This is a genomic window from Psychrobacter sp. CX5 (assembly GCF_057621535.2).
In genome coordinates this window covers 1,127,388-1,143,676 of sequence record NZ_CM177735.1, presented here as the reverse complement: position 1 = coordinate 1,143,676, position 16,289 = coordinate 1,127,388, and the positions used below count along the sequence as shown (strand labels likewise).

General features: G+C 43.6%; 14 protein-coding genes. 8 read left to right on the top strand and 6 right to left on the bottom strand.

Annotation, left to right across the window (positions count from 1 at the left end; genetic code table 11):
• Positions 1–121: 121 nt before the first annotated feature.
• From AC21OG_RS04420 to AC21OG_RS04410, 3 genes are all read left to right on the top strand, one after another.
• Positions 122–2,011, top strand: a complete 1,890-nt coding sequence (locus AC21OG_RS04420) for an autotransporter domain-containing protein (RefSeq protein ID WP_487376066.1) — start codon at positions 122–124, stop codon at positions 2,009–2,011.
• Positions 2,012–2,345: 334 nt separating this feature from the next.
• On the top strand, positions 2,346–2,756 hold the full coding sequence (locus AC21OG_RS04415; protein ID WP_487376438.1) for an OsmC family protein: 411 nt from the start codon (positions 2,346–2,348) through the stop codon (positions 2,754–2,756).
• Positions 2,757–2,860: 104 nt separating this feature from the next.
• Positions 2,861–3,286, top strand: a complete 426-nt coding sequence (locus AC21OG_RS04410; RefSeq protein ID WP_487376065.1) for an MAPEG family protein — start codon at positions 2,861–2,863, stop codon at positions 3,284–3,286.
• A gap of 316 nt (positions 3,287–3,602) precedes the next feature.
• On the opposite strand, the gene AC21OG_RS04405 is transcribed toward AC21OG_RS04410, so the two are convergent.
• Positions 3,603–4,571 carry a tRNA dihydrouridine synthase gene (locus tag AC21OG_RS04405; protein WP_487376064.1) on the bottom strand — a complete coding sequence of 323 codons (969 nt, stop codon included), beginning with the start codon at positions 4,569–4,571 and terminating at the stop codon, positions 3,603–3,605.
• A 191-nt stretch (positions 4,572–4,762) separates the two neighbouring features.
• On the opposite strand from AC21OG_RS04405, the gene AC21OG_RS04400 reads away from it, so the two are divergent.
• Positions 4,763–5,254: an ASCH domain-containing protein gene (locus AC21OG_RS04400; RefSeq protein ID WP_487376062.1), complete on the top strand. Its 492-nt coding sequence runs from the start codon at positions 4,763–4,765 to the stop codon at positions 5,252–5,254.
• A gap of 86 nt (positions 5,255–5,340) precedes the next feature.
• Here the strand turns inward: AC21OG_RS04400 and AC21OG_RS04395 are convergent, their stop codons facing one another.
• The 5 genes from AC21OG_RS04395 to hisIE all read right to left on the bottom strand — a co-directional run bounded on the left by AC21OG_RS04395 (position 5,341) and on the right by hisIE (position 10,287).
• Positions 5,341–6,855 (bottom strand): UvrD-helicase domain-containing protein, encoded by a 1,515-nt coding sequence (locus AC21OG_RS04395; protein WP_487376060.1) that lies wholly within the window; start codon positions 6,853–6,855, stop codon positions 5,341–5,343.
• A gap of 390 nt (positions 6,856–7,245) precedes the next feature.
• Positions 7,246–8,046, bottom strand: coding sequence for a twin-arginine translocase subunit TatC (tatC, locus tag AC21OG_RS04390; protein WP_487376437.1), 801 nt, complete (start codon positions 8,044–8,046; stop codon positions 7,246–7,248).
• A 119-nt stretch (positions 8,047–8,165) separates the two neighbouring features.
• A complete protein-coding gene (gene tatB, locus AC21OG_RS04385; protein WP_487376058.1) occupies positions 8,166–8,939 on the bottom strand; it encodes a Sec-independent protein translocase protein TatB in 774 nt (257 codons plus the stop codon).
• Positions 8,940–9,003: 64 nt separating this feature from the next.
• The gene (gene tatA, locus AC21OG_RS04380) at positions 9,004–9,249 is read right to left on the bottom strand and encodes a twin-arginine translocase TatA/TatE family subunit (protein WP_486545224.1); all 246 of its coding nucleotides are present in this window, start codon (positions 9,247–9,249) and stop codon (positions 9,004–9,006) included.
• A 168-nt stretch (positions 9,250–9,417) separates the two neighbouring features.
• Positions 9,418–10,287 carry a bifunctional phosphoribosyl-AMP cyclohydrolase/phosphoribosyl-ATP diphosphatase HisIE gene (hisIE, locus tag AC21OG_RS04375; RefSeq protein WP_487376057.1) on the bottom strand — a complete coding sequence of 290 codons (870 nt, stop codon included), beginning with the start codon at positions 10,285–10,287 and terminating at the stop codon, positions 9,418–9,420.
• Positions 10,288–11,141: 854 nt separating this feature from the next.
• On the opposite strand from hisIE, the gene rpmI reads away from it, so the two are divergent.
• The 4 genes from rpmI to pheT all read left to right on the top strand — a co-directional run bounded on the left by rpmI (position 11,142) and on the right by pheT (position 16,069).
• Positions 11,142–11,342, top strand: coding sequence for a 50S ribosomal protein L35 (rpmI, locus tag AC21OG_RS04370; RefSeq protein ID WP_486545221.1), 201 nt, complete (start codon positions 11,142–11,144; stop codon positions 11,340–11,342).
• A gap of 93 nt (positions 11,343–11,435) precedes the next feature.
• Positions 11,436–11,792, top strand: coding sequence for a 50S ribosomal protein L20 (gene rplT / locus AC21OG_RS04365; RefSeq protein WP_486545219.1), 357 nt, complete (start codon positions 11,436–11,438; stop codon positions 11,790–11,792).
• Positions 11,793–12,346: 554 nt separating this feature from the next.
• Complete coding sequence (pheS, locus tag AC21OG_RS04360; protein ID WP_487376055.1) at positions 12,347–13,522, top strand: phenylalanine--tRNA ligase subunit alpha; 1,176 nt, start codon at positions 12,347–12,349, stop codon at positions 13,520–13,522.
• Between the two features lie 135 nt (positions 13,523–13,657).
• Entirely contained in the window at positions 13,658–16,069 is a 2,412-nt protein-coding gene (pheT, locus tag AC21OG_RS04355) for a phenylalanine--tRNA ligase subunit beta (protein WP_487376054.1), read from the top strand.
• Positions 16,070–16,289: the final 220 nt, after the last annotated feature.

Here is a 16,289-nt window from a genome sequence, read left to right as displayed (position 1 = left end):
TACCTTATTGCACAATACAATCGCAAAGTGATTGTTTGCTTATAGCGTAAGATGTACAATCGTTCACTACCAACATATAACAATGGTAAATAACATAATAACGTCAAACAAGGAAGTCAAAATGATGCATACATTAAACCTACCCAGGCTCAATACCTTATCCAAATCTATGCTAGCGATAAGCTTGCTGATGTCCATTAGTGCGGTTGCCAGTCAAGCCCAAGCCGCTTCCCAAGAAAATGACACTTATAGTAGTGTGACCTTTTTTGGGGACAGTCTAACCGATGGCGGCTATTTTAAGCCTTTATTAGACACAGAGAACTCAGGTCAATTCACGACCAATCCAGATAATACTTGGGCGACCTCATTTGCAAATCATTTGGGCTTGACGTCGACGGCACAGACACTTGGCGGTGATGGATCAGGTAATAACTACGCCATTGGTGGTGCAAGAGCAGGCCTTGATGTCGAAAGGGAGGGGTTACCAGTCGCTTCTGCAAAAACTCAGCTAGACACCTTTCTAACCAATAACAATGTCGACCCAAAAGGACTGTACTCAGTCTGGATTGGCGCCAACGACTTATTGGCAGTAGTGAATGATTTGCCAAATGCCAATAGTATTATCACTACTGCGGTTGCTGATGAGGTGGCAACTATCCAAAAACTTCATGACAATGGCGCCAATTATATTTTAGTACCAAACATTCCAGATGTTGGGCTAACACCTTATTTAGCATCAGCTGGTAGTCAGGCTCAAGCATTCGGTACAGGGTTGTCTAACCAATATAACGATGTCTTATATACTGAGGTTACAGGTACAGGGGCCAACGTTATACCATTAGATACTTTTAGTTTATTACAAAAAGTAGCCGATAACCCATCCGCCTATGGATTTACGAATGTGACGAAAAAAGCCTGTGGTGACGTTAGCTCTCTTGAATGTGGACCTGACGACTTGGTGGAAGATAACGCCAATAATAGCTATTTTTTTGCAGATAATATTCACCCCACAGGTCGCGCACATCGTATGATTGCCGATTATGCCAGTGCTGTCGTTACAGCGCCAACTCAGGTGAGTGTATTACCGCATATTGCCACACAGGCTGGATTAGCAACCAATGAACGTTTGCAAACGCATATCAATCAGCGTCAAGCGAACAACTACGCGGCCCAAAGTGCCAGCCCCGAAGGCTGGGTGTCAGCCAATGTGAATGCGCTGGATGTGGCTGGTTTTGAAAGCAGTGGCAATGCTCAGTTATTGTTTGGACTGGACATTGCTCACAGCAGCGTACCAAATTCTATGAGCGGAATTTATGCCAATCTGAGTCAATCAGAGTTAGACAGCAAGGTACGCAATGGTCTTGATAAGGTTGATTTTGATGAGCTAGGTATTGGTCTTTATCACAGTCGTAATTTAGGTAATGTTCAGCTAAATGGTGCGCTCGGATATAGCACGATTGATATGGAAGTCAACCGTCAGGTGCGCTTAGATAACTATACTCAAAACTATAAGTCTGATGTCGATGGCAGTCGCTACTATGCCTCGTTACAAGCAGGCTATCCAATGTCATTGAATAAACTGTCTCGGTTTTCAGACATTAGTTTAACCCCTTATCTAGGTGCGACAGCCAATCGCGTGAATCTTGATGCCATTAGGGAAAGTGGATCAAGTGATCCGCTTGCTATGCAATTTGATGACCAAAAGTATAATACCGTTTATGGTACCCTGGGTGTTAAGGGCAGTAGCCGTTTGAGCAACACCTTAAATATCTTTGGGGACTTGTATTACCAAAAGCAGTTAGATGACAATCATAAAGAAGTGACTGCACGGGTAAACACCTTATCCAACATTTCATATAAAACACCTAAAGCGGATTTCGACGATGACAGTTTTGGGATAAGCCTAGGATTATCTAGTCAATTTGGTTCAGTGCTAGGAAGTGCGGGAGTCTCACTCAAAACAGGCGATGATGATGACATCACTAGTGTATTTATTGAACTCATTAAATAGGTAGTTAACTTAAATAGGTATTTACTTAAATGGGTAGTTAGCAGCATGGTATTTTTCTCTTATCAGTCATTAACCGTGTGATACGATTAAGGCTGAATAGTTCTGACTATTCAGCCTTTTTATTGTGATGCTGAAATTTGTTTTGAACGATACAAAAACAGCCAATAAGCTAAACTGAAGGTAATGATTACGCGAAGCATATTTGCATCGCACCAATAGCATGGTACGATTGGCTTCTAAAGCCCTATCAAAAAACAAAATACCAGACACATAACCAGATACAAAACAGGTTAATACAATGAGTAATGATGCGCCCACGTTAGATCCAAAATCAATGCCACTACAAGGCCAAGTGGTCTGGCAACAAGACAGACATTTTGTAGGGACGGCGCCTTCGGGCAATGTGGTACATATCGACGCTAATAAAACTGAGGGTGCAAGCCCAATGGAGTTAGTGTTATTAGGCTTAGGCGGTTGTGCGAGCTATGATGTCGTCGGTATTTTAGAAAAAGGCCGTCAAGATATTCAAGATGTACGCTGTGAGCTATCGGCAAAGCGTGCTGATACCGTACCTGCGGTATATACTGATATCCATCTACACTTTGTGGTGACAGGCAAGGATGTAAAAGAAAAACAAGTGGCTAAAGCAGTCGAGCTATCTGCCGACAAATACTGCTCAGCCAGTAAAATGCTAGCAGCGGGCGGGGTGCATATTACGCATAGCTTTGAGGTGGTCGCCGGTTAAATGTATTTATCAGACTCAGATAAAGGTCAGTATATAAGGTCAATACAAAGGTCAATACAAAGGCCCAATCAAAGGTCTATATTAAGGCCCAAAAGGATAACAAGATGAGTTGGTTTTTTGCCCTAATACCGGATACTGCCAATGTAGCGATATGGATGATGATCGTTGCCAGTCTCCTGCCTTATGTATTTGCTATGCTCGCCAAAGCGATGGGCGGAATGGGTATGGCAGACAATGCTCATCCCCGTGAGGCATTGTCAAAATTAACGGGTAGGGCAGCCCGCGCCAATGCTGCACAGCAAAACAGCTTCGAGAGCTTGCCGATATTCTTAGCGGCAGTGATTGTGGCGATGTTGTTTTTTGTGCCGCAAGTTGTGATTAACTATCTGGCAGTGATGTACGTGCTACTGCGCGTGTTATATGGCGTAGCATATCTTGGCAATTTACCGACGCTGCGCTCTATTATATGGGGACTGTCACTTGTCTGCTGCTTTATGCTGTTTTATTTGTCATTGCGGATGGCATTTTAGAGGCTGATACCCTTATTTAAAATACCATTATTAAGCCAATCTCAACTTAAAGTATAAGCTGTAGCTTTTGTAAGGGTTAGCTCCCTTCCTTTTTCAAAGGAAGGGTTGGGGATGGATTTTCGGTAAAATCCCCCTTTGAAAAAGGGGGACTTGCCACCCTTTTCAGTATCTTTCAATAGATGAACTAAAAGTACTGTTGATAATTCAGTTATTAATATTTCCAGTTATTAAGTTGAGAGTGGGATATTATTAAAAAAGGTGTGCATGAAACACACCTTTTTTTAATTTCATGGGTTAGTTTAAGACTCTGACCTCATTATACCTGCGCTTGAAGATAATCAATAATCTGTTGCTTATCTCGCACTCGTTTAATGCTCGTAAATAACGTCAAAGCTTCCTCATAGCCTTTGCTTAACATGCCTAGCCACTGTTTATAGCGACCGACTAATACCTTATCGTTTTTGGCATCACCCTTCAAAAACATAATTTGATGCGGGATAAGCTCACGCCAGCTAAGCTGTATCTCAGGTTGGTCAACTTGGGCGATTAAGTCCGGCCGGCTCACCGCACCTCGGCCTAGCATTAAATGGGCAGTATTCGATTGGTCAATACAGCGAAGCGCCTGTTCATTATTCCAGATCTCTCCATTGGCAATCACCGGAATAGGCAGTTCAGTAAAACCCGCTATTTTCTCCCAATAAGCAGGGGGTTTATAGCCTTGTGTCTTAGTGCGGGCATGTATGGTGAGCCAGTCTGCCCCACTGTCGGCGATTGCTTGTCTGATGTCATCTATGTTACTGGTATCTGTATAGCCCAAGCGGATCTTAGCCGAGACAGGCAGGTGGCTTGGTACGGCATCACGCACTGCCGAGATGATATCGCGCATTAAGCTAGGCTCATCAAGCAATACACTACCGCCTCGGTGATTATTCACTGTTTTGGCAGGACAGCCAAAGTTTAAGTCGATGGCAAGTGCACCCAGCTCGCAAGCGGCCAACGCATTGGCGGCCATCAGCTCAGGCTCACTACCAAGCAATTGAACATGAATAGGGGTGCCACTTTTAGTGTGACTGTTATTTTTTAATTCCGGCACATAGCGATAAAATACATGGTTGGGCAAGACATGCTGGGTGATCCGAATAAACTCACTGACCGACCAATCATAAGGACGACCCAAATCACTGGCAATCTGGGTCAGTATTTGCCGCATTAAGGGATCAGTAAGCCCCTCCATTGGGGCAAGCAGACGCACAGGCTTTGAGAAGAACTGGGTGGTAAACGACATATAGCTCACGTATGCAGATTTAAATGAGGTAGTATAACAGCTTATTTTTTTAGTCTCTTTTATTAGTCTCTTGGAATGAGAGACAATTAAGCAACTATTTTAATAAAGTAAAAAGTTTAATAAATTAATAAGAGAACGTTTAGTTTATTTTTTCCTAAAATAATTAGATAAAAACCAGAGTAGAAGAGTTGATGAATAAAGAAACGATAACCTTTTGGAAAGACTATAAACAAGAAACTGGTCAATATGATATTAAAGCAACGGCTTGGCAGTTTGGGTGTGAGCCAGATGAGTTATTGCAATTAGTCATAGATGGTAAAAAGACAGCGACATGTTCTTGGTACAGATTATACGAAATTGAGGGAGAGCACTTACCACAAGTCGGGTTGCACCAAATTATTTTAAACAGTGAGGACAGGCCAGTGGTTATTATTAAAACCAATGAAGTGATGCTGCAACCTATGGATAAGGTGCCTATTGAGTTTGCATTATCCGAAGGTGAAGGCGATGGTACATTTAAATATTGGTGGGAGGGGCATTTAAAGTTTTTTAATGAGCTAGCAAATGAGTTCGAGATTCCCTTTACGACTCAAGAGTTATTAGTATGCGAAACTTTCGAAGTCGTTAAAATAAACTCTAAATTTATCAATATGCCTAAAGGTATTAAGAACTCACCCTCTTAATCTTTTTTTAAAGTATTAAGTATATCTGAACCATTAGTATCATGACACTGACTGGCAGTTTGGTTTGATTGTTTTAGATAAACACCTTAAGATCCATAAATGACTTTTTTACCTGTTTTAAGACCGGATATTAAGTCTTTAATATTATGAATATCTAAGTTATCTTGCGCACGGGTACATGCCACATAGAGCAGACGTAATTCTTCAGGGCTGATCTTGACCCCATGCATCGTCACATCATAATAAAAGTCATCGTCAAGCTGTACCCGTCCCCACTCAAGCCCTTTGGCTTTGTGCGCCGTAGAGATTACGTAGTCTGCATCTCGCACATCGGTTAAGCTATTGACCGCTTTTGACAATACCTCAGTACCGTGATCGTCCACCAGCTTTACCAAAGTCTTAAGATCACTGCCTTCATTGGTTTCGGCATAGTCCTGTACATCAGACCAGTGATAAAAATAAGCCAATTCAGGCACGCCATAAGCAGATTTGCCCGCTTTTAAACTTTCAGCCGCTTTACAGAACTTCAGCATTCTATCGGCATCAGCTTGCAAAGCGACTTTATGCCCATTTTTTAACCCTGCCAATAGCTGCGACATTGCCGCTGCATTAGTACGGCATAATATGGCGTCTCTTTTACCCATGGCTAACGTTTTGTCGGTACTTGACTGTTTTTTCGGATTGCCTTTTAACGGCACCTCTTCTTGTAGCGCCTTGAGTAATAAGTTGGCCACATCGGCAATATCATCACCGAAGCGAAAAGACTGGGTTAATAAGGTTTGCGGTAGTGGCAGTTTCTTCATGGCATTGACCGCCCCTCGCCATTCATATATTTGTTGATGCGCATCTCCCACATAAATAACCTGTCTAGGCTGCTGAGTGAGAATACCCATCATCAAGGGATCTGCATCCTGCGCTTCATCAAATAATATAAAGTCAGCAGGAATAGAGGGTTTTGATAACGCCCAAAGCTTTAGATAGATGTCATGTCCGATGCCGGCAGGATGACGCGGGTCAATGGATTGTAGCCAGCGTTGTTCTACAGCCGGATAGAGCATTTCACGCAGTTGCTCGGCATCAGCATCCGTTATCCAACTGGGAAATTGCAAATGGCGCGGCGCAGGGTAGCTGGCGTGCGTACTACAAAAGTGGCTAACGGCGTCACTGACAAAACGTGCTTGGCGGGCAGGTGTTAGGTTGACATAGTTGGTTTTACCGTCCATTTGGCGGCGCACTTGTACAGTACGTAATCCCAGATCATCACCCAAGCGCTTTGGCGAAAATCTAGGCAGGGACAGCTTGGCAGTGATATCGCGAGGCACGTGGCGATAGGCGAGGGAGTGAAAGGTGCGACAATCAACATGTCCGGGGAATTTTTGTTTGGCTTCTGTCGCGATGCCTTTGTTAAAGGCTAAGTATAGACCACGCCCGCGCAGACGCTCACCGATAAGCTTTAAGGTAGTGGTTTTACCAGCCCCCGCATAGGCCACAACTTTAAAAGACTTATGGTCCATCGCCATATTTAGAGCAGCCAACTGTTCATCGGTCGGATCGCTCATATAAGCAGGCATTTGAGCGGACGCTGAATCAGTGTTGGACATACGGTTACCTACGGTGATGGGTGGACAGAGACAGTGAGCTTATATTGGTCTTAAAAGCGCTTTGACGATATTGTTTTATCAGTCTCTTATGTTATAAGAGTCTTGCTTTAGCAAGCTTGCTTGTAAAAACTGTACTGACAAAAAAACCATTGACGGGTCAATGGCATCATTTAATAACATCATTTTAAAAACGTCATTCTAAAACGTCATTCTAAAACATCATTCTAAAACATCATTTTAAAAAACAATAGCGTGCATCTAAGAGGTTTTAAAAGTAGAGGCTAGTCATACAGCTTTTAATTAGTCTCTAAAAAAAACGATTATAACAGATATTGGTTGCTAAGCTTATCTAAAAGACCTTATTTATCAGACCTTATCAATCAGGTATTATTAATCAGACAGTGTGTCATCTAATGCTGAGCCTGCCGCTAGCGCTGCTTTCTTTTCTTTTACTAGCAGACGCGCCATGAGCAAACCAAACTCAAATAACAATATCATGGGTAGAGCCAATAAAAACATAGAGGGCACATCGGGCGGCGACATCACCCCTGCCGCTGCAAAACACGCCACGATCACATAGCGCCGCTTATCCGCTAAAGCAGCGGTGGACACGATTCCAGTCACTACCAAAATAAGAACCACCACTGGTATTTCAAAAGTAAACCCAAACATCATCAACAGCTTGGTCACAAAGCTAAGATAGCTTTCGATATCCGTCATCGGTACCACACTGGAAGGAGAAAACGTAATTAAAAAGCTTAATGCCCGTTTTAATACAATAAAGTAAGCAAAGGCCACCCCAGTATAAAACAGCACAATAGAGGACAATAAAATGGGTATAGCGATCCGCTTTTCGTGCTTATACAGACCTGGCGCGATAAACGCCCAGATTTGATACAGAATAAACGGCATCGCAAAGAAGGCCGACGTTAACAGGGTCAGCCGAATAGGCGCCATAAAGTTGGCAACCGGATCAATCGCAATCATGGTAGACGCTGTTGGCAGTATGTCCACCAGGGGCTCAGCGATAAAGTCGTATAGTTCCCGTGAAAATCCGACTAACCCCAAGAATATAACAGCGACCACCACCATGATCTTGATAAGGTGGGCTCTTAGCTCAACCAAGTGCTCCGTTAGGGGCATATCCGCTAAGCTATCTTCTTTATTAGACGGGTCCTCTGCGTGGTGCATCGTATCGCTCATCGTGTCGTCTGTTGTCTGATTTTCTGAATTAAACCGAGGCTTTTTCTTTTTTGACAGCTTGTTTTTTGATAGCTTCTTTTTTAAAAGTCGCTTGTTATTGAATAAACTCATGAGTCTATCCCAGTACGACTTACCGTCCCAGTACCAGTATGGTTGGCTGAACCAGTAGACGACTGCGCCAAGTTGTACAGTAAAACATTGGCTTTATAATTGGGCAGCAGGGGTGCAGGGGGCAGGCGTCTCACCCGATCATAGTCCCCTAATAAAAACCACATATTTTCCCAAGGACGCGTCATAATTGGTTCAGGCACACTATTGACAGGTAAATCAGTAGAACCAGTCGAATTAGGTGAAAGTGTCGAATCAGGAGAATGCTTCAAGGATTCTGCTTCTGCTTGCAAGCGCGGCGAGTCCTTTGCTAGATCGTTAGAGGCTTGAGTTTGGGCGTCGGAGGCTTGAATTTGGGTGAGTGATGGATCAGGATTAACAGTAGAATCAGAGGTGGTTACAGGATGCACCCAATCTTTATCAGCAGCATGAGTGTCGGCAGACTCAGTGGCCGACGACGTACTTAAGGTTTGCTGAAGATGCGATTTTTGTTGGTGTTCATACTGCTGCATACTGCCACGCAGCTGTTCCATTTGCCGCTTCATCTGAGCTTCAGTCTGACGAATTTTGGCCAATTCTTCCTGCATCTGCTGGCGGGTTTCCGCCAAATCAAGTTCTGCCTCCATCTCAGCCTTTAACGTACCTACTGTACGCCGAAATTTGGCATAGTAAGTGCCTAACGTACGAACGGCTTGGGGTAGCTTTTCAGGGCCGAGAACTATGAGCGCGATAATACCAAATACCACGAGCTCATAAAAACTAAAGTCAAACATAACCGCTTATCGTCCTATCACAGTATTGAAGAGCAGAACTGTCGCAAAAAGCTATTAGGATTAATCAGTGTGTTTCTTCTTTGACTTTAATCTCATCGACATGCACTTTCGGTTCACTGGCAGACGCGTCATGATCTAAGACTTTATGCTGAGTCTTTTTAGCATGAGCTTCATCTTCATCTTTAACCGCATCTTTGAAGCCTTTAACCGCGCCCCCTAAGTCCTTTCCAGCATTTTTAAGCTTGGAAGTACCAAAAATAAGTAGCGCAATACCGAGTATAATTAACAACTGCATTGGAGATAGGCTCATAATCGTGTCCTTTTGTTAAACTCATCAATTTAGCAGGTCAGCATGGCTTGTTGAGTAGCCTGTCAAGAAAGCCGGTAGCGACACTCTTGGCTAAGGGTTGCGTGTTTATCTAATTTGCAAATAATTCATTTTGCATATAATGCATTTAAATAGTCGGTTAAGACCGTTTTATGACATTCGGCTATTTTTCTCTTCAATACCAGACAGTCCAAAGCGCCGAGCCAACTCCGCTAAAATGCGATCAGACCCGATATTAAACCACGCTAATGTGACTACTGTATGAAACCAAACATCCGCTATTTCATAAATTAAATCATCTTCCAGCGCCTGTCTATCAGCCTGCTGCGGCGGATTTGCTAAGTCTTTGGCAGCGATTATGGTTTCCACCGCCTCTTCGCCAACTTTTTCTAATATTTTATTAATACCTTTGGCATACAGGCTTGCGACATAAGAGCTGTCCGCATCAGCGGTCTTACGCTGCGCCAATACATTGTCTAACTGCTTAAGTACGGTTGCCGCACTCATCTCAGGGGCATCCACTTGCGGTTGAGCACCTTCTATTATAGCACTCCTTTGGGGTTTACTATCACTCCCATAAATATCTTTTGGGTCCTTAATCACAGGCGCAATCGTTTGCCAAGAGGGCTGCTCACCTGAGACATCAAGCTTACGATAGAAGCAAGACTTACGGCCCGTATGACAGGCGATACCACCCATTTGAGTCACCGTTAATACAACCACATCCGCATCACAGTCCAAATGAATATCATGCACAATTTGAGTGTGCCCTGACGTCTCTCCTTTATGCCATAACTTACCCCGTGAGCGTGAGAAATATACAGCGGTATTAGTGTCAGCAGTGAGCTGTAAAGAGTCACGGTTCATCCAAGCCATCATCAAAATATCGCCCGTCGATTTATCTTGGGCGATGGCAGGTATCAGACCGTCACTATTAAAGTGAATCTCATCTAGCCAAGAAGCCGCGGATTTACCCTGATTTTGTTCTGCTGTAGGACGCTGTGTATCTGAATGGGACATGTGGCAACACTCTTATTAACAAAGTTTCAAATAAATATCCGAATAACTCGTAGTATAAAGCTTTCTTAATCAATCATCACCCATTTAACAGGGTTTTTTAAAGGGTAGGGGCTTCTACTTATTCTTCTTATCGTTATTTCAGCTATAGTCATAGGCAACTAAATGAGATACAAGGCAACCGAGCGCAAGTACTACTCTAGTAGGCTTAGTGAGGTTAACGCTGTCGCTCTTTAATTTACCTACGACGATATAAGTAGCTATTCCCGCTTTCGCTACTATCTTGGCTGGCAACAGGGCGCGTGCTAAGCGTTATCCCGTTCCTGCTACCGCGATAACGGGGTAACGCAAGCACTTACACCCTGCTGCTAGGCCAAGGATATCCGCTACAATCGGGGCTAAACCGCTCTCACTTTTCACTGTCTTATGTAAAACCTAGCTCGTTAAGACTGCATTTTTTACGCAAATCTCATCTTAACGGATGACGATATCACCAATTTTTTGTCATAGAAGGGTTTGAGAAAGCTGGCATGATATCTGATAGCGTGTGGTATAGCGGAGCGAAACCCACGGCATGGGATTTGGCAGTAAATAATCACAACCAATATTCACACTATAAAACTGGGTGAGGCGGATTTTAGTTGGCTATTGGACACAGTTCTGCTAGAATACGCTCTTCCCACCTCAAGGCAGTGCTATTTTTGCTAACATATTGAGCTAATTTTTAATATTTTTTAAACGTTATTCAGTATCAAGCCCATTTAATACACTGACAAACAGGTTTTCCCTTGGCTGTTAATATCAGTATTGTCGTAGCGATAATGACTGAGCTTAACAACAAAGATTAAGAGGTTCTTATGAAAAAGATCAAAATGAAAACAAAACGTGGTGCCGCTAAACGTTTTAAGAAAACGGCAAACGGTATTAAGCGTAAACAAGCGTTTAAACGTCACATTTTGACCAAAAAGTCTCCTAAGCGTATTCGCCAATTACGTGGAACTAAAATGGTGCACGTTGCTGATGTAGCTGCGGTTCGCCGTATGTGCCCTTATTTATAACCCACTTAACTTATATCGTTCTTGTATTATTTTTATCAACGTTCCCTTATTGATAATATAAGTTCAGGCAAATCAATTTTTTAGGAGTATCTTATGGCCCGTGTAAAACGTGGTGTTCAAGCAAATCGTCGTCACAAAAAAATCTTAAAGCGCGCTAAAGGTTATTACGGCGCTCGTTCACGTGTTTATCGTGTAGCCGTCCAAGCGGTTACTAAAGCTGGACAATATGCGTATCGTGACCGTCGTAACAAAAAACGTTCTTTCCGTCGTTTATGGATTGCCCGTATTAACGCTGGTGCACGTTTAAATGGTTTAAATTATAGCCGCTTCATCAATGGCTTGAAAAAAGCAAACATCGAAATCGATCGTCGTGTATTAGCAGATATCGCTATGCATGATGCTGCTGCATTCACAGCCTTAACTGAAAAAGCAAAAGCGGCATTGTCTTAATTCGCTTTTTTATAAGCAGATTATTACAAGCGGATTGGGTGTGACGTAAGTATAATCTAACTCAAACCTTAAGCCGTCATCTCAAGTGTCATCACTGTTAAAAAAAGAAGCCATCGTATTGATGGCTTTTTTTGTTTTATTTGCTTACAATTACCCTAATGATTCAATAGGGCGTGTGGAACATTCGCAAATTAGCACTGCTGATAGCTAAAATCGTTCTAGACTAGGCGCAAACTGACGCTAATGTCTAGACCTTGGCTAGGTTTGTAACAACGTCTGGGGCGATTTTAGTATCAGCCCGAAGGGGCGGGACTCTTTTTTGCCAATATATGGCGAAATTTTCTAACTTAGAATGACTAAGCGTCAAAAATTTCACTGCAAATTGACTAAAAAATAGTCTCCGCCAGTGCCATGGTCGAATGTTCCACACGCCCTAGTTAAGAAAAATAATAAACAAGCTATAAATTGCGGCGAGTATCTGATTTATTTTACACGCTATGCGTTCTTCTCGATTAAAAGAACGCTCATAGCAAACAACTTCTGAGAATGCATACATGACTCAATCTGACGATTTATCCTCAAACAACACATCTAATGCTGAAAGCAGCACTGCAAGCAATGCGGTCAGCAGTGCCGAAAGCAATACAGCTAACCATCCTGCGAGCAACACTTCTGAGCCGAAACAAAGCTTAACGGCGCTGATTGCCAGTCTACCAAGCCTATCTGAGGTGTTAAGTGATCTTACCGAAGCTGAGCTACAAGACTACGCCGAAGCGGTAAAGTCTGCGATCAGTGAGATTGCGAGTGGCGCTGATTTACAGCAGATGCGGGTTAATTTAACAGGTAAAAAGAGCGCGTTAACCCAGTGGTCGAAGCAAATGGGCAAGCTTGATGCTGATGATAAGAAAACAAGGGGTGGTTGGTTACATCAGCTGCGGACGCAAATTAATGACAGCTTAAACACTCAGCAAAAGGCGCTTGATGATGCCGCGCTCGCCGCCAAACTTAATGCAGAGCGCATTGATATTACGCTACCAGCCCGTGGTCAACAAAAAGGACAACTGCATCCAGTGACAATGACCGCTCAGCGTATGCAGCTGTTCTTTACTCAAGCAGGATTCAATGTTGCTACGGGTCCAGAAGTTGAAAGCGATTATTACAATTTTGAAGCGTTAAATATTCCCTCGCATCACCCTGCACGTGCGATGCATGACACCTTTTATTTTGATGCTCATTATTTGCTGCGCACGCATACCAGTCCCGTACAAATTCGTACCATGGAAGAGGGCGCGCCGCCTATTCGCATTATTTGTCCAGGACGCGTCTACCGCAATGACTCAGATCAGACGCATTCGCCTATGTTCCATCAGCTAGAGGGGTTAATGGTGACCGAACATACCACCTTTGCTGAGCTAAAAGGACTGATCAATGAGTTCTTAGAAGCGTTTTTTGCCAAGCAGCTGACGGTTAGATTCCGCCCGTCATTTTTCCCTTTTACCGAGCCGTCTGCTGAAGTGGACATTTTAGCGGATAATGGCAAATGGCTTGAGGTCATGGGCTGTGGCATGGTACATCCAAAAGTTTTAAGCAACTGTGGAATCGATAGCGATAAATATACTGGCTTTGCCTTTGGTATGGGTATTGAGCGTTTTGCGATGCTATATTATGGCATTGACGACTTACGTTTGTTCTTCCAAAACGATGTGCGCTTTTTACGCCAATTTGGCTAAAATAAGCAGTTCTAAGTAAGTTGCTTGAGATAAGAGTCTTAAATAGTTGAATGCGCTTAAAACCTTAAAGCCATATAGACACCATAAACCCTATACAAAACAACTAAAATAATTTGAAAGCTTTTTGAGAATTCTATGAAAATTAGTGAACAGTGGTTACGCCAGTGGGTGAATCCAAATAATAATACGCAACAATTGGCCGATCAGTTAACCATGTCAGGTCTAGAGATTGACGGTATTGAAGCCGTCGCTGCTGATTTTAGTGGGGTGGTTATTGGGGAAGTACTATCTGTAGAGCCTCATCCCGATGCTGATAAATTGCGCGTTACCCAAGTAAATATCAATGCGGACGAGCCGCTACAGATCGTCTGCGGCGCCCCTAATGTGCGTGTCGGTATGCGTGCCCCCGTGGCGACAATCGGTGCCAAGTTACCAACTGACGATGGCAAAGGCTTTAAAATTAAGAAAAGCAAACTTCGGGGTGTGGAGTCACAAGGTATGCTCTGCGGTGCCTCAGAGATTGATCTGCCGGATGTGGTTGATGGTCTTCTTGAGCTACCTGAAGATGCGCCAGTGGGCACAGACATTCGTGACTACTTAGGCTTAGACAATAAGATATTAGATATCTCTATTACCCCAAATCGTGGCGACTGCTTCAGTGTGCGCGGTATTGCGCGTGAGATAGGGGTGTTAAACGGTTTGCCGGTGACAGTGCCTACGATTACCACACAAGCTAATGAGGTGGATAAGAGCCAAGACGTCGTTGTCGAAGCTGTCGAAGCTTGTCCACGCTATTTGGCACAGCCCGTCCTTAATATAGATCGCACTATCGAAACGCCTGATTGGATGCAGAAGTCTCTATTGCAAAGTGGGCAACGCTTGCATAACTTTTTAGTTGACGTTACCAATTATGTATTGCTAGAGCTTGGACAGCCTCTCCATGCTTTCGATGCGGATAAAATTGTTGGTACTATAACCGTACGCATTGCCAATGAAGGCGAACAGCTAGCGTTACTCAATGAGCAGACCGTGACGTTTAAAGGGGATGAGCTAGTTATTGCGGACGATGAGGGTATTCTGGCATTGGCGGGTATTATGGGCGGTATGCGTAGTAGCGTCACCGACGACACCACCAATATTGTGATTGAGAGTGCTTTTTTTGATCAAATCGCTATTGCAGGCCGCGCCCGTCGCTTTGGCTTACATACTGATGCGTCGCAGCGCTTTGAGCGTGGGGTTGATTTTGAATTGCCGGCCATAGCACTTAACCGCGCCGTGAATTTAATCAGTTCGATCGCATATGGTCAAGCGGGTCAGGTAACGGCTATTGAGCATTTAGAGTATTTACCACAACGTGCTACAGTAGATTTACCCCTCTCTAAAGTGGCTGAGGTCCTTGGTATTGAGATTGATAAACAGCGTATTATTGAGATTTTAAGTCACCTTGAGATTGACGTTAAAGAGTCGCAACAAGACGATCAAACCATTTTGAGCTGCTTGCCGCCTAGCCATCGATTTGACATTGAGATCAAAGAAGATCTTATCGAAGAGATTGCCCGTATTTATGGCTATGACAATATTCCTAGTACGTTGCCCAATCTTGGCGTAGACATGCGCTATGACGACAGCGCCGATTTAACCCTCCGCTTAAAGCTGGCTATGGTGGACGCAGGTTATATGGAAGCCATTAGTTTTAGCTTTAGTGATGAGAAAGTCGAAAAAGTACTGGACGATCCAAAGCTTGGTAATCTGTTGGGTTTAGCAAATCCGATCTCAGCAGACTTAGCGGTGATGCGCCGTACTTTGCTCTCAAGCTTAATTCCTTGTGTACAGTACAATCTAAATCGCCAACAACCCAGAGTTCGCTTTTTTGAGACAGGTTTAAGTTTTGTTGGAGCGACCATAGAAGAGCTGGTACAAACGCCAAGCCTTGCAATAGTCGCCACGGGGGAGGTTAATCCTGAGCAGGCTCATGATAATCGCGCCATGGATTTCTTTGATCTTAAGCATGATGTTGAGCAACTATTACCGGCCACTATGGATGAGTCGCGTATCCGCTATCAGCGCAGTGAGTTGTCCTTTTTACATCCCGGTCAGAGTGCTGAGTTGCTCATTGATGGTGACGTCGTGGGCTGGTTAGGGCAGTTACATCCTAGCGTGGCACAAAAACTAGATTTGCCAACGACTTGGGTTGCCCAGTTGGCATTAGCGCCTATTTTAGAGCAATCTCGTAGCCTACATAGTATCCAAAGCCCATCGAAATTCCCACAAGTACGCCGTGATATTGCGTTATTAGTCGATGCCGATATCCCGCGTCAAGCTTTATCAGAGACCATACGTCATGCGGGTGGTGAATTACTGCAGCAGCACTGGTTGTTCGATGTTTATCAGGGTGAGCATACCCCTCAAGGCAAGCGCTCAGTGGCGTTTGCTTTAGTATGGCAAGACATCGCCCAAACCTTGTCGGATGACGTCGTTAATAGTGCGGTTGAGAAAGTGGTGACTGCGCTTCAAAACGATCATGGCGCACAACTAAGAGACAGCTAGGCGGGGCTATAGTAGCAGATTACTTAATATTATTAATGTATGTTACAGTATATAGAACACTGACTATAAGTTAGAGCCTTTTAAAGGACAATTTAGGCTATGTTAATATGGCTATTAAATCCATGCTTATATTGGCTGTTGAGTTTGGCTGTTAGACTATGTTTCAGGATGGATTGTGAGGTTGGGTTTTTAGTCAGGTTAGGTTAAGTGATTAAATAAA

What these genes read in the sequence shown, in the direction of transcription:
- AC21OG_RS04405 (WP_487376064.1), bottom strand. Translation starts at nt 4,571, where the DNA reads ATGTCGTTTACCACCCAGTTCTTCTCAAAGCCTGTGCGTCTGCTTGCC.
- AC21OG_RS04395 (WP_487376060.1), bottom strand. Translation starts at nt 6,855, where the DNA reads ATGTCCAACACTGATTCAGCGTCCGCTCAAATGCCTGCTTATATGAGC.
- pheS (WP_487376055.1), top strand. Translation starts at nt 12,347, where the DNA reads ATGACTCAATCTGACGATTTATCCTCAAACAACACATCTAATGCTGAA.
- AC21OG_RS04410 (WP_487376065.1), top strand. Translation starts at nt 2,861, where the DNA reads ATGAGTTGGTTTTTTGCCCTAATACCGGATACTGCCAATGTAGCGATA.
- AC21OG_RS04420 (WP_487376066.1), top strand. Translation starts at nt 122, where the DNA reads ATGATGCATACATTAAACCTACCCAGGCTCAATACCTTATCCAAATCT.
- AC21OG_RS04415 (WP_487376438.1), top strand. Translation starts at nt 2,346, where the DNA reads ATGCCACTACAAGGCCAAGTGGTCTGGCAACAAGACAGACATTTTGTA.
- tatC (WP_487376437.1), bottom strand. Translation starts at nt 8,046, where the DNA reads ATGCACCACGCAGAGGACCCGTCTAATAAAGAAGATAGCTTAGCGGAT.
- tatA (WP_486545224.1), bottom strand. Translation starts at nt 9,249, where the DNA reads ATGAGCCTATCTCCAATGCAGTTGTTAATTATACTCGGTATTGCGCTA.
- pheT (WP_487376054.1), top strand. Translation starts at nt 13,658, where the DNA reads ATGAAAATTAGTGAACAGTGGTTACGCCAGTGGGTGAATCCAAATAAT.
- hisIE (WP_487376057.1), bottom strand. Translation starts at nt 10,287, where the DNA reads ATGTCCCATTCAGATACACAGCGTCCTACAGCAGAACAAAATCAGGGT.
- AC21OG_RS04400 (WP_487376062.1), top strand. Translation starts at nt 4,763, where the DNA reads ATGAATAAAGAAACGATAACCTTTTGGAAAGACTATAAACAAGAAACT.
- tatB (WP_487376058.1), bottom strand. Translation starts at nt 8,939, where the DNA reads ATGTTTGACTTTAGTTTTTATGAGCTCGTGGTATTTGGTATTATCGCG.
- rpmI (WP_486545221.1), top strand. Translation starts at nt 11,142, where the DNA reads ATGAAAAAGATCAAAATGAAAACAAAACGTGGTGCCGCTAAACGTTTT.
- rplT (WP_486545219.1), top strand. Translation starts at nt 11,436, where the DNA reads ATGGCCCGTGTAAAACGTGGTGTTCAAGCAAATCGTCGTCACAAAAAA.